This window comes from Mycolicibacterium smegmatis, from assembly GCF_001457595.1.
Taxonomy (GTDB): domain Bacteria; phylum Actinomycetota; class Actinomycetes; order Mycobacteriales; family Mycobacteriaceae; genus Mycobacterium; species Mycobacterium smegmatis.
The window spans coordinates 6,743,193-6,755,925 of the sequence record NZ_LN831039.1; the positions used below are offsets into that span (position 1 = coordinate 6,743,193).

The 12,733-nt window shown below is 67.1% G+C and carries 13 protein-coding genes; 7 read left to right on the plus strand and 6 right to left on the minus strand.

Annotated features, from left to right (window positions below; all coding sequences use genetic code 11):
• Positions 1–3: 3 nt before the first annotated feature.
• From AT701_RS32740 to AT701_RS32755, 4 genes are all read right to left on the minus strand, one after another.
• Entirely contained in the window at positions 4–192 is a 189-nt protein-coding gene (locus AT701_RS32740; RefSeq protein WP_003898093.1) for a ferredoxin, read from the minus strand.
• Between the two features lie 45 nt (positions 193–237).
• Positions 238–1,440 (minus strand): cytochrome P450, encoded by a 1,203-nt coding sequence (locus AT701_RS32745; protein ID WP_011731466.1) that lies wholly within the window; start codon positions 1,438–1,440, stop codon positions 238–240.
• 150 nt (positions 1,441–1,590) lie between these two features.
• Positions 1,591–2,307, minus strand: a complete 717-nt coding sequence (locus AT701_RS32750) for a PDC sensor domain-containing protein (protein WP_058127374.1) — start codon at positions 2,305–2,307, stop codon at positions 1,591–1,593.
• Positions 2,304–3,041, minus strand: a complete 738-nt coding sequence (locus AT701_RS32755) for a FadR/GntR family transcriptional regulator (RefSeq protein ID WP_003898096.1) — start codon at positions 3,039–3,041, stop codon at positions 2,304–2,306. The genes AT701_RS32750 and AT701_RS32755 overlap by 4 nt, the downstream gene beginning before the upstream one ends.
• 185 nt (positions 3,042–3,226) lie before the next feature.
• Here AT701_RS32755 and AT701_RS32760 point away from each other — a divergent pair, with 185 nt between their 5' ends.
• The 4 genes from AT701_RS32760 (at position 3,227) to AT701_RS32775 (ending at position 7,862) form a co-directional block, all read left to right on the plus strand.
• Positions 3,227–4,723: an APC family permease gene (locus AT701_RS32760; RefSeq protein WP_003898097.1), complete on the plus strand. Its 1,497-nt coding sequence runs from the start codon at positions 3,227–3,229 to the stop codon at positions 4,721–4,723.
• 45 nt (positions 4,724–4,768) lie between these two features.
• Positions 4,769–6,151, plus strand: a complete 1,383-nt coding sequence (locus AT701_RS32765; protein ID WP_058127375.1) for an NAD-dependent succinate-semialdehyde dehydrogenase — start codon at positions 4,769–4,771, stop codon at positions 6,149–6,151.
• Between the two features lie 45 nt (positions 6,152–6,196).
• Complete coding sequence (locus tag AT701_RS32770; protein WP_058127376.1) at positions 6,197–7,027, plus strand: LLM class F420-dependent oxidoreductase; 831 nt, start codon at positions 6,197–6,199, stop codon at positions 7,025–7,027.
• 88 nt (positions 7,028–7,115) lie between these two features.
• Complete coding sequence (locus AT701_RS32775) at positions 7,116–7,862, plus strand: IclR family transcriptional regulator (protein WP_011731472.1); 747 nt, start codon at positions 7,116–7,118, stop codon at positions 7,860–7,862.
• Here the strand turns inward: AT701_RS32775 and AT701_RS32780 are convergent.
• A complete protein-coding gene (locus AT701_RS32780; RefSeq protein WP_058127377.1) occupies positions 7,859–8,671 on the minus strand; it encodes a shikimate dehydrogenase family protein in 813 nt (270 codons plus the stop codon). The genes AT701_RS32775 and AT701_RS32780 overlap by 4 nt on opposite strands.
• 120 nt (positions 8,672–8,791) lie before the next feature.
• Between AT701_RS32780 and AT701_RS32790 the strand changes: the two genes are divergently transcribed.
• The 3 genes from AT701_RS32790 to AT701_RS32800 are packed head-to-tail and all read left to right on the plus strand — an operon-like array spanning position 8,792 to position 11,308.
• Positions 8,792–9,697: an alpha/beta fold hydrolase gene (locus AT701_RS32790; RefSeq protein ID WP_058127378.1), complete on the plus strand. Its 906-nt coding sequence runs from the start codon at positions 8,792–8,794 to the stop codon at positions 9,695–9,697.
• Positions 9,688–10,440 (plus strand): SDR family NAD(P)-dependent oxidoreductase, encoded by a 753-nt coding sequence (locus AT701_RS32795; RefSeq protein WP_011731477.1) that lies wholly within the window; start codon positions 9,688–9,690, stop codon positions 10,438–10,440. Before AT701_RS32790 ends, AT701_RS32795 begins: the two co-directional genes overlap by 10 nt.
• A 19-nt stretch (positions 10,441–10,459) precedes the next feature.
• Entirely contained in the window at positions 10,460–11,308 is an 849-nt protein-coding gene (locus AT701_RS32800) for an alpha/beta hydrolase (protein ID WP_011731478.1), read from the plus strand.
• A 54-nt stretch (positions 11,309–11,362) separates the two neighbouring features.
• Here AT701_RS32800 and AT701_RS32805 read toward each other — a convergent pair whose 3' ends face one another.
• Positions 11,363–12,730, minus strand: coding sequence for an MFS transporter (locus AT701_RS32805; RefSeq protein WP_058127379.1), 1,368 nt, complete (start codon positions 12,728–12,730; stop codon positions 11,363–11,365).
• Positions 12,731–12,733 lie beyond the last annotated feature (3 nt).

Here is a 12,733-nt window from a genome sequence, read left to right on the forward strand (position 1 = left end):
TGATCAGTCCTCGATCGTGATGGCCTGGAGCGGGCAGACGTCAGCGGCCTCCTCGACCGCGAACCGCTCGGATTCCGAAGGCGTGCTGATGTATTCGAGGACGCCGTCGTCGGTCATCGAGAACACCGAGGGGGCGGCGATGACGCACTGGCCGTGGTCCTGACAGCGGTTGAGATCAACGGAGACTCGCATGATCAATCCTTTGGGTTGGGCTGTTGGAGCGTTCAGGGGGCTCGTTCAGGGGGCCGGGGTGAAACCGATCGGCAGTGTGTTGGGTCCGGTGTTGCCCGAGTCGGGCAGCCAAGTGGCGCCGGGCAACTCATGCGGGTCGCGCAGGCGGCGGGCCAGCAGCGGCAGCGCCTCGCTCATGTCCGAGCGGGCCACGAAGTGGCCGAGGCAGTGGTGGACCCCACCGCCGAAACCGAAGTGCGGCTTGCGTTCTGCGGTGATGTCGAAGCCCGGCTCGAACACGCGCGGGTCGGTGCCTGCCGACTCGCTGTACAGGTGCACGGTGGTGCCGGCCTTCAGCGTCACGCCTTCGTACTCGAAGTCCTCGACCACCTCGCGGGTCACCCACCGCACGGTGGGGTTGACGCGCATGACCTCCTCGACGGCCTTGCCGCCGAGATCGGGACGCTCGCCGAGCAGACGCCACTGGTCCGGATGCTTCATGAACGTCTGCATCGCCAGGCCCAGCTGGTTGCGGGTGGTGTCGAAGCCCCCGAATATCAGCAGCAGGATGGCATCTCGCAGCTCTTTGTCGCTGAGCCTGCCGTCGTCCGGACGCGACGCATTGACCAGCGTGGTCATGAAGTCGTCGCGCGGGTTGGCCCGGCGGTCCGCGATCAACTCGTCGCTGTACTCGTACAACCGCTGCACGGCGGCCTCGATCTTGGGCAGGTCCTCGCGCAGCGTGACGCCCAGGGCCAGGCCGATGGTCGCGGACTCGGTCGAGATGACCTTCCACTCCTCTTCGGGCAGGCCGAGCATGATCGCGATGACCCGCGCCGCGTACGGTTCGGCGAACTCGCTGACGAACTCGCAACGATCGGGTTCGGCGAAGTTGTCGATGAGTTCGTTTGCCAGCGCCTGGAATCGGGGCACCAGCGACCCGATCAGCTTGGGCGAGAACGCGGGGTTCATGAGCCGGCGCAGCCGGTGGTGTTCCTCGCCTTCCTTGTTGAGGATCCAGCTGGCGAACCACTCGGCGAACGGGCCCTCCGTGACGCCGTTGTGCGCAGGCCACGCGGCGCTGCCCTGGCGCAGTTTGGGGTGCTTGATCAGGCGGTTGACCTGCTCGTAGCGCAATACAGCCAGCCCGTAGGGCGTCGTTGCGTACCAGCTCTTCTCGCGGGCTTCGTGGACCTCGTCCGAGGTGATCGAGAATGCCGGGTCCGTGACATCAAAACTGGGGACTGAGTCGAGGGTGGTCGACGACATCAGTGCTACCTCCAAGGGTTCGCGACCGAACGGTCACTAAATACTCTAGAAGTAGATTGTTAAAGTCAATAGGTCGACAACTGTCAATTTTCGGGGTTTTTGTTAAGGCTCCATTACGCCTGTTAGAACTGCGTTACTCACCGGTAGAAATCATGCGATTGCAACGACCCAGCCGGTCCCCAGCGGCATTTCGGCCACCTCACGGAACTCGTCGGGACCCGGATTCGCGCTCTGCTCCGGCATCTGCGGCAGCCTCGACCCGACGAACCACCGCGGCGTGTTCGCGGCCAGAACGCGCCGCTCGGTATTGACCACGACGGCGTCGCGCGCGGTCTGACGCAGGACCGCGAGCAGGTTGCGCTCGACCTCGCCGACCACCAGGTCGGCACCCGCGATGCCCAGGAACACCTCGTCGGCAACCACGGGGACCGTGGCCGTGATGGTGTACATGTCCGAACCGCTGTAGTCGACATACGGGCCGTAGGCCACGCGGGCCTGGCCACGCTGCGCCAGCTGGTAGAAGTCCATCTGCAGGTAGTCGTACACGTCCACGCTGGTCGGGTCGAAGTTGAGCCGTAGCCGGGCCACCCGGTCGTCGCCGCGACGCTGCCACCAGGCCAGATAGCGCTCCTTGCCCTCGACCACGAACGGTGCGGCGATGAACCCCATGCCCCATACGTCGTGGCGGCCCTGCAACACGTCGGCGAGCCGGCGCTGCAGCCCACTGAAGTGCGCCTCGGTCAGCGGCGCGCGCGGCGGCCTGATGGCGAGCACGTCCTCACGGATGCTCTCGAGCAGCCCGAACAGCGGCTCGAGCGCGTCCGAGGCTTCCTTGGCCAAGAGCTCGGCCAGCTGATCTCCACTCATCGGCCGGCCTCCTTCGTCGTGAGATCCAGGTTGATCTGGGTCAGCCGCGCGAGCTGCCCCATCACATGAGCCTCGGCCAACTGGCGGGCCTCCTGTGCGTTTTCGGCAGCAATGGCAGCAGAGATCGCGTGCTTCTCCTCCACATAGGCGGCCACATCGATGGGTGGCCCGATCGGTAACCAGATCAGGCCCGACACCTCGGCCTGCAGGTTCGCCTCGCGGCGCGCCAGGCGAGCCGACTGGGCGGCGACCGCGACCTGGATGTGGAACCGGCTGTCGGCCCGGATCCGGTCACGCAGCGACGTCGCGGTGTCGAGTTGATCGGTCAGCGCGAACAACCGCCGCACGGTCGACGGCGCGGCCCGCTCGGCGGCCAATCGGGCGGCCTGACCGGCGATCGCGGTGTGCTCGTCGAACAGATCTCGCAGGTCAGAGGCGCTCATGGCGGCAAGCCGGGCGGTCAGCTTCTCGACCGGCGGCCCTGCGGGCCTGCGGACGAACGACCCACCGCTGCGCCCGCGGCGGGTCTCCACCAGCTCGAGTTCACGCAGCGTCGCGAGCGCCTCGCGCACGGTCATCGGGGCGACGCCGAACTGCGCGGCCAGGTCGACCTCCACCGGCAGGCGTTCACCGTCATCCAGCAGACCCAGATGGATGGCCTCGGTGATGCGCTGCACGATCTCGTCGGCGCGACCCACGGGAGCCTCGGGCGCGACGAGCGGCGACAGCGACACCGGCGGTTCTCCTTCCGAGATACAGGTGGGCGATCCCGGCGGGGACCGATTCGCCGAAGTGGCGTCTGGAGATGTCGGCAATCTACCCGATTTGCGACGAATTCTGCCGTTCCTATTGCCGGATAAACAATAGGACTGTAGTTTTTCGCTCACTTGGCGCAGCACCTCCAGCAGAAAGCAGGCTGATGTCTATTTCCAAGTCCCCTGTCAGTCCCTCGGAAGGGGCTCACGCGTCCGATTCGGACGCCGCGCATCTGGACAAGCTCGGCTACAAATCCGAGTTCAAGCGGGATATGAGCCCCTGGGCCAACTTCTCGCTCGGTTTCACCTACCTGTCCCCGGTCGTCGGTATCTACACACTGTTCGCCTACGCGCTGGCCACCGGCGGCCCGCCGATGATCTGGAGCCTCGTGATCGTCGGCGTCGGCCAGCTGCTGGTCGCGTTGGTGTTCAGCGAGGTCGTGGCCCAGTTCCCGGTGGCGGGCGGGGTGTACCCGTGGGCACGCCGGCTGTGGGGACGCAAATACGCCTGGATGACCGGGTGGGTGTACCTCGTGGCCCTGCTGGTGACGATCGCGTCGGTGACCTACGGTTCCGGCCCGTTCATCGCCGCCACGTTCGGCATCGAGGCCACCGTGAACAACACCATCGCGTTCGCGCTGGTGTTGCTCGCCCTGGCCACGATCATCAACTTCATGGGCACGAAAGTGCTTGCGAAAGCAGCGATCATCGGTTTCACCGCCGAGATCATCGGTGCCCTGGTGGTCGGTGGCTGGCTGCTGATCGCGCACCGCGAGCACAACCTCGGCGTCATCTTCGACAGCTTCGGCGCAGGCGGCGACGGCAGCTACCTGTGGGCCTTCGCGGCCGCGGCGCTGATCGGCGTCTACCAGTACTACGGTTTCGAGGCCTGCGGCGATGTCGCCGAGGAAGTGCGCGATCCGGGTCGCCTGATCCCCAAGGCCATGCGCCGCACCATCTACATCGGCGGTGCCGCAGCCACTTTCGTGTGCCTGTCGCTGGTTCTCGCGGTGGCCGACATTCCCGCGGTGATCGCCGGCGAGGACGTCGACCCGGTCAGCACCGTGCTCACCGAGGCGTTCGGTCCGATCGGCTCCAAGGTCATCCTGGTGATCGTGCTGCTGTCGTTCTTGTCCTGCGCGATGAGCCTGCAGGCCGCCGCGAGCCGCCTGGCCTACTCGTACGGCCGTGACGGCATGATCATGGGCAGCAGCCTGCTCAAGAAGTTCTCGGCTTCTCGCCACGTCCCGCCTTACGCGCTGATCCTGGCCGCCATCGTGCCCGCCGTGATCATCATCGGGTCGAAGGTCTCCACCGACGCGATCACCAAGATCATCAGCTTCGCCGCCTTCGGGATCTACCTGGGCTTCCAGATGGTCGTGCTGGCCGCGCTGCGTGCCCGCCTCAGGGGCTGGGTGCCGTCGGGCAAGTACACGCTGGGCAGGTGGGGTGTGCCGGTCAACATCGCGGCGCTGGTCTACGGCATCACCGCCATGGTGAACATGGCGTGGCCCCGCACTCCCGACGCACCCTGGTTCGACAACTGGATCGTCGCGCTGTCCGCGGCCGTGGTCGTGGTGACCGGCCTGGTCTACATGGCCGTCCACCCCCTGCACGACCGCAGCACGGCGCCCTACTCCGACGCCATTCCGACAAAGTAGGCGCGCCGCCCGCCCGCCCGCTCGCTCACGATCGAAAGAGATGTCTTGACCGCCACCGCCCAGCCGCCGTACCGGAGCACCAACCCGGCCACCGGCAACGTTCTCGCAGAGTTCGACACCACCACCGACGATCAGGTCTTTGCGGCGATCGCCGCGGCCGATGAGGCGTTCCGTTCTTGGCGCTCAACGCCTCTGGACGAACGCACCGACGTCGTGCGGACGGTGGGAAAGCTCCTGCGCGAACGTGCCGACGACTTCGCGAAGTTGGCACAGTTGGAGATGGGCAAGAAACGCGGTCAAGGCGCCGGGGAGACCCGGTTCTCCGCATCGATCTTCGAGTTCTACGCCGACCGTGGCGCCGGCCTGCTCGCCGATGAACCGATTCCGACGTTCACCGGCGGGCAGGCGGTGATCCGGCGGCAACCGGTGGGTGTGCTTCTCGGCGTCATGCCGTGGAATTTCCCGGTCTACCAGATCGCGCGTTTCGCGGCTCCGAACCTGGTGCTGGGCAACACCATGCTGCTCAAGCACGCCGAGTCGGTTCCCCAGTGCGCGCTGGCCTTCGCCGAGTTGATGCGCGACGCCGGCGTGCCCGAAGGCGTGTACACCAACCTGTTCGCGACGTTCGATCAGGTGGCGACGATCATCGCCGATCCGCGTGTGCAGGGAGTTTCGGTCACCGGATCCGAGCGTGCCGGTGCGGCCGTCGCGGGCTTGGCCGGGCAGTCCCTGAAGAAATGCGTGCTCGAGCTGGGCGGCTCGGACCCGTTCATCGTGCTCGACGGCGACCCGAAGGAACTGGCCCGCACCGCCTGGAACTTCCGCATGCACAACATGGGACAGGCGTGTAACTCCAACAAGCGCATCATCGTCCTCGACACCATCTACGACGACTTCGTCACCGAGTTGGTCGCCGCGGCAGAGGCTTTCACCGGTGACCAGATCGCGCCGCTGTCGTCGCGGGCAGCGGCCGAGAACCTGGCCGCCCAGGTCGACGACGCGGTCGACAAGGGTGCGACGCTGCACACCGGCGGCGTGCTGGCCGAGGAGCCGAAGGCGTACTTCACCCCGGCCGTGCTCACCGGCGTGACCCCCGGGATGCGGGCCTACACCGAGGAACTGTTCGGCCCGGTCGCCGTGGTCTACCGCGTCGCCGATGCGGAAGAGGCTGTCGCGCTGGCCAACTCCACGGATTTCGGCCTGGGGGCGTCGGTCTTCAGCGCTGACACCGCCCGTGCCGAAGCCGTGGCCCGCCGCCTCGAAGCCGGCATGGTCAACGTCAACACCCCGTCCGGCGACGGCCCCGACATCCCGTTCGGCGGCATCAAGCGGTCCGGGTTCGGCCGCGAACTCGGCACGCTCGGCATCGACGAGTTCGTCAACAAGCAGGTCTACGTCGTCGCCGAGTCGACATCGTCGTCAGACTGAACTCCAGCGGGGAACACCGGCACCGTCTCGGCGGTTGAGGCGAGAGTGACGGACGCACCTCGCTTCGGGATCTCGACCTCTTCTGCCGACGGCGGCATCGCCCCGGATGTTCTGGCCCGCGCGGTCGAAGAGCGCGGATTCGACTGGTTGTTGTTCGACGACCACTCGTATTTCCCGGCCGATACGCCCGATGCGGTCGATCCCGCGTTCCGCGCCCGGCTTCCGCTGATCCGCGACCTGTTCGTCGTGCTGGCATACGCCGCGTCGGCGACGTCGACACTGACCATCGGATCCGGTGTCGCGTTGTTGCCGCAGCGCGACACGCTGCACACGGCCAAGGCCGTGGCGTCGCTCGCGACACTGTCGGGGAACCGCGTGGTCCTCGGCGTCGGGGTCGGCTGGAATCTGAACGAGGTGCGCAACCACGGCGCCGACCCGCGCAGGCGCGGTGCCAAACTCGACGAACAACTCAGCGCGCTGCGAGCCCTGTGGTCCGACGATGAGGCCGAATTCTCGGGCACACAGGTGCGTTTCGGCCCGGTCGTGGCCCGTCCCCGCCCTTCTGCTCCTGTCCCCATCCTCGTCGGTGGGGCCAGCGAAGCCGCACTCGCCCGCACCGTCCGGTTCGGTGACGGATGGCTGCCATTCGCCGAACTGTCGACGCCCGCAGACGTCGCACGCGCCAGGAAGTGGTTCACCGAACAGGGCCGCGGCGATCTCGGCGTCACGGTCTCGGGTGTGCCCGGTGACGCGTCGGTGGCCTCGGCGTATCTCGACGCGGGCGCAGGCCGTGTCCTGTTCCACCTCGAACCCGGACCCGAGGACGACGTCCTGCGGGCGTTGGACACCGTCGCGGACACGGTCCGATCCATCTGAAGGTTCGCCACAGGTATTCCGCACCGGCGGCAGACGCGCGATCCTATGGGGTGACCGTCGACGTACGACAGAGTTGAAGGAGGCCTGCATGGCAGGCAACACCAGCGTCCCCGGGGCGACCGTGGGAAGCCGACTGCTGGCGGTCCTCGACTGCTTCGACGTCGATCACCGTGAACTCACCCTCACCGAGATCGCGCAACGCGCCGATCTTCCGCTGTCCACCGCACGCAGGCTCATCACCGAGCTCACCGAGTGGGGTGGCCTGGAACGGCTCTCGAGCGGGGGTTACCGGATCGGGGTCCGCCTGTGGCAGGTGGGATCGCTTGCACCCCAGGCCCGTAACCTTCGTGAGGCGGCTCTGCCCCACATGCACGACCTGTTCGAGGCAACCCGCGAGAACGTGCAACTCGCCGTCCTCGACGGGCTCGAGGCGCTGTGCCTCGAGAAGATCACCGGAACCAAGTCCGTGCCCACGGTCACCCATGTCGGCGGACGACTGCCCCTGCACACCACGGGCGTCGGCAAGGTCCTCCTCGCCTTCTCACCCCGCACACTGCTGGAAACCGTTGTGGCACAGGGGCTCGAACGCAGCACCATCCACTCCATCACGGAACCGGGGCGTCTCGCATCGGCGTTGGAACGCGTCCGGCAGACCGGGCTCGCCTACTCATACGAGGAGATGACGCTCGGCGCGATCTCGGTCGCCAGCCCTATCATCCACGCCGGCAGGTTGTCCGGGGCTGTGAGCATCGTGACACACTCGGGCACGCATCTGGACAGACTGGCCCCCGCGGTGCGCACGGCGGCGCTGGGCATCTCGCGCAGCCTGCTCTAACGCAACGGGTCCGCGAAAGCAGCTGTGTAACCGAAGAAGTCGGCCATCCCGCCCACCTGCGCGTCGGTCATCTGTGACCCGACCTGCACCGCGCATCCGCGCTGCGTCGCTTCTTTGATCAAAGGTGTCACGGCCGGCTCGGTGATCACGTCGGCCACCGCGGCATCGCCACCGACACCGTCCAGATCGACGGGGAGCGGATCGGTGCTGCGCATACCCGCAGGACTGGCGTTGACGATGAGGTCGTAGCCCCTCCCGAGCGCAGCCACCGGTCGTGACAACACCCCCGTTGCGGACACCCGATCCGCCAGCTCATTCGCACGTGCGCCGTCGACGTCGGAGACATCCACCGCACTCGCACCTGTGTCGGCAAGGGCGAGCGCGATGGCAGAACCCGCTCCCCCGCAACCGACCACGAGGGCACGCCTCCCGCCGACCGGGCCGATGCCGCCCTCGAACGCGGTCACGAAGCCGACGCCGTCCAACATGTCGGCCACCCAACCACCGCTCTCACCGACCTTCAGGCAGTTGACCGCCCCCACCTGCCGTGCGCGGTCGGACAGTTCCGTGGCGAACCGCATCGCGGCCGCCTTGTGCGGCACGGTGATGAGCAACCCGTCCAGGTTCCGCCATCGCCGTGCCCCGTCGAGGAAGGCTTCCAGGTCGGTGGGCCGGACGTGGAAGGGCACACACACCGCGTCGACACCGAGTTCACGGAACACCGTGCCCCACAGCTCGGGTGCGCGCACCTGTGCGACGGGGTCGCCCACGACGCCCAACAGTCGGGTTCTGCCGGTCGGATCGGTCACCGCACCATGCTGTCCCTGCGCGGCTCATCCCGCACAGCGGTCGCTGCCGCTCAGTGGCACCGAGTCGTTCTTGGTCGCCGTGGATCCGCCGTAGCGTCGACCTGACCTGAAAGGGAGAACATGCTGCACGAGGAGATCCGCACCGCGACCGTCAACGACGTCGACCTCGCGTACCGAATCATCGGGGACGGACCCGAACCGATCGTCCTGCTTCACGGTTGGCCGCAGACCGGGCAGTGCTGGCGGAAAGTCGCGCGCCCGCTTGCCGAGCGGTACACCGTGATCGTGCCGGATCTGCGCGGCTACGGCGCGTCGGGACTTGCCTCGTCCGGATACGACAAGCAGACCACCGCGGCCGATCTCAGTGCGCTACTGCGGCACCTGGGTCTCGACAGTGCCGTCGTCGTCGGACACGACCGAGGGGCGCGGGTCGCGCACCGGTGGGCACTGGACCGTCCGTCGGAGATCAGCGCGCTCGCTCTGCTCGATGTGCTGCCGACACGGGTCGTGATGCGCTCGTTCGACCGGCAGTCCGCAACCACGATGTGGCACTGGTTCTTCCACCTGCAACCGGACCTCCCCGAACTGCTCGTGGCCGGCAACACCGAGGCCTACCTGCGGTACTTCCTGCGCGGGGTGCTCGAATCGGGTGCCGTCGACGAGCCGACCTTCCGGCACTACGTCGACGCCTACTCCGATCCGGCACACCTGACGGCCACGTTCGAGGACTACCGCGCCGGTTTCACCACCGATCTCGCGCTGGACGACGCCGACCATGCACGCGGTGTGCGGTTGCAGTGTCCGCTGCTGCTGTTGTGGGGCGCCGAGGGCGCGCTCGCCAGCGCCGACGTGCTGGGCATCTGGCGTGAGCACCACGCGGATCCGGCAGCGGTCACCGGAACACCCGTTCCCGGTGGGCACTACGTACCCGAAGAGGCGCCGCAGGCGGTGCTCGACGCCCTGCACCACTTCCTCGAGATGTCCCCCGATATGTCACCCGGAAAGGAGCCGAACCCATGCGGCTAGCAGGCAAGATCGCCCTCATCACCGGCGCGGCGAACGGAATGGGTTGTGCCACGGCGGAAACCTTCAGCCGGCAGGGCGCCACCGTGGTGATCGCCGATGTGGACGACGAAGACGGCCTCCAGGTGGCCAAACAGATCGGCACCTCCGGCGGCACGGCTCATTTCGTCCACCTCGACGTCACCGACGAAACGGCGTGGGCCTGCGCGGTCGAGGACGTGCTCGGCCGATACGAGCGCCTCGACATCCTGGTGAACAACGCGGGTATCAGTGGCACCTTCGACCCCGACCTCACCAGCACCGCGTTCTTCGACCGGCTGATCGCGGTGAACGCCCGCGGTGTGTTCCTCGGTATCAAACACGGCGCGGCCGCGATGAAGCACACCGGAGGCGGGTCGATCGTCAACCTGTCCTCGATATCGGCGCACATCGGCCAACTCGGTGTCCACCTCGGATACGGCGCGTCCAAGGCCGCGGTGAAAGCCATGACCACCACTGCGGCAGTGCATTACGCCGCCGACGGCATCCGCGTGAACGCCGTCGCACCCGGGATGTTGCCGCCGATGCAGACCTCGCGCGGTTCCGCCGATCCGGCGTGGCGCGCCAAGCAGATCGACGGGGTGCCGTTGAAGCGTGAAGGCCACGTGCAGGAGGTCGCCGACGCGGTGCTGTTCCTGGCAAGCGACGAATCCTCGTACATCACCGGTACCGAACTGATGGTCGACGGCGGACTGACCGCTGTCTGAACAACGAAAGGACCTACAAGTGAATGATTCCCGGAATTCCGGCACGCTGGCGGTGTTGGTTCACGGCGCCTGGCACTCGTCGCTCCACTGGGCCGCCGCGCAGCGCGGCCTGGCTCGGCGAGGCGTCGCGAGCATTGCCGTCGATCTTCCCGGTCACGGACTCGACGCACCGGTACCGTCGGGCTACCTGACCGCGGGCCAGCCAGGGCTGGAAACCGAGAAGTCCGCGCTCGCGGACATCACGATGGATGACCTCGCCGACGCGGTCGTCGATGCCCTGGCGGAAGTCCGAAGCCGCTTCGCGCGTGTGCTGCTCGTGGCCCACAGCGCCGGCGGCGGCCCGGCCTCGCTGGCGGCCGAGAAGGCCCCCGAACTCGTCGACCACCTGGTGTATCTCGCGGCGTTCGTGCCTGCCGCACGCCCACGCTTCACCGACTACATCAACGCACCTGAGAACGCCGATGTCGTGGCGCTGCCCATCTTCTCCGATCCGGCAAACCTCGGCGCTCATCGTCTGAACCCGCTGTCCTCCGATGCGATCGAGGTGGACGCGATCCGGCGTGCATTCCTCACCGATATGCCACCGGACGCGCCCGAGGGATGGCGCCATCTGCTGCATCCCGACGAACCGTATGCGAGCCTCAGCGCCCCGGTGCCGGTCACCCCGCGACGGTGGGGACGGATCCCCCGCACCTACATCCGACTCGACGGTGACCGGGCGCTGGCGCCCACCACCCAGAACCTGATGATCGCCGAGGCAGACCGACTCACGCCCGACAATCCGTTCGGCGTTCGGTCGCTGCCGGGCGACCACTCCCCGATGGTGCACCGCCCCGGCGAACTCGCCGACCTGCTGGCCGGCATCTGACCGCTCACGAGAAAGCCGCCCCGGTTGTCCAACCGGGGCGGCTCTCGTTTGCCCTCATGCGGGCAGTTGCGCCTCCGTCGACCGCGGGGATGCCGTTTGGGCGCGACCGGCGGTACGCGCCTTCCTGCCCTTGGTGACGACGGCCGCGATGCAGACCGCCACGGGGATCAACAGAGTGAGGAACACCTGCTGGTAATGCATGCCGAAGGCGACGAGCACCGTCCCCGCCGCGGCCCCTGCGATGGCGCCGAACCGAGCGACGCCGGTGGCCCAACTGGTGCCGGTGGCGCGAATCGCGGTCGGATAGAACGCCGCCGACAGGATCGGGAACCCGGTCGCGACGGAGTTGGTGAACATACCGAGCACGAATATCAGGACACCGATGACCACGACCTCCTGAGGAGCGACCGCGATGAGCGCCAACAGCACACCCGCGCAGCCCATCCCGATCGCGACGATGCGGTGCAGGCCGAACCGGTCCATCAGCCAGCCGATCCCGATGTTGCCGATCGTGCCGCCGACCTGCAGCAGCAGGCCGATCGTGGCAGCCGTGCTCAGGGCGAATCCGACGTCGGTCATGAGGATGGGCAGCCAGCTGTTCATCAGGTAGACGATGAAGAACGCGGCGATGAAGCCGACCCAGATGGTCAGGGTGCCCAACCGGAAGCGCGGCACCAGCAGAGCCACGAACGGTGCGCGGTTGCCTGCCGGTGGCTCGTCGAGCGTGAACTGTGCGTCGGGCGGAATATGGTCCGGGACAATCCTGCTCATGAGTGTGCTGAGTTCCGCGCGGCGCTGCGGAACACGGGCCAGGTATTTCGGTGACTCCGGCAACGCGACGGCCACCACCACGGCATACACCACCGGCAGCACACCGCCGACGATCAGCACCCAGTGCCAGCTCGCGATCTCCACGATGACGCTCGTGAGATAACCCGCGATCGCCGAGCCCAGCGTCATACCGCAGTAGGTGATCGCCATCATCGCGCTGCGGCGCCGCGCCGGTGCGTACTCGGAGACCAGGGTCGTCGCGTTCGGCATGGCTGCGCCCAGACCGAATCCGGTGAGCACCCGCAGGATCGAGAACGCGACCACTCCGCTCGTCAGTGCCGTCGCGGTGCACATGACACCGAAGAACACCAGCGACCCGATGATGATCTTGCGACGGCCGAACCGGTCCGCCAGCGGACCTGCGACCAGCGAACCGACCGCCAGCCCCAGCAGCCCGCTGGTCACCACGGGCCCGAGCTGGGCCTTGGAGATACCCCAGTCCGCGATCAGTGACGGGGCGATGAAACTCACGACGGCGACGTCGATTCCGTCGAGGACCAGTACGCCGAAACACAACATCAGCACTCGTCGTTGGAGGCGTCCGACGGGGTGACGGTCGATGACGCTCTGCAGCTCCAAGGTGGGTGGCATCGT

Coding starts and splice junctions, on each gene's coding strand:
- AT701_RS32760 (WP_003898097.1), top strand. CDS start 3,227: ATGTCTATTTCCAAGTCCCCTGTCAGTCCCTCGGAAGGGGCTCACGCG.
- AT701_RS32795 (WP_011731477.1), top strand. CDS start 9,688: ATGCGGCTAGCAGGCAAGATCGCCCTCATCACCGGCGCGGCGAACGGA.
- AT701_RS32740 (WP_003898093.1), bottom strand. CDS start 192: ATGCGAGTCTCCGTTGATCTCAACCGCTGTCAGGACCACGGCCAGTGC.
- AT701_RS32750 (WP_058127374.1), bottom strand. CDS start 2,307: ATGAGTGGAGATCAGCTGGCCGAGCTCTTGGCCAAGGAAGCCTCGGAC.
- AT701_RS32790 (WP_058127378.1), top strand. CDS start 8,792: ATGCTGCACGAGGAGATCCGCACCGCGACCGTCAACGACGTCGACCTC.
- AT701_RS32745 (WP_011731466.1), bottom strand. CDS start 1,440: ATGTCGTCGACCACCCTCGACTCAGTCCCCAGTTTTGATGTCACGGAC.
- AT701_RS32775 (WP_011731472.1), top strand. CDS start 7,116: ATGGCAGGCAACACCAGCGTCCCCGGGGCGACCGTGGGAAGCCGACTG.
- AT701_RS32805 (WP_058127379.1), bottom strand. CDS start 12,730: ATGCCACCCACCTTGGAGCTGCAGAGCGTCATCGACCGTCACCCCGTC.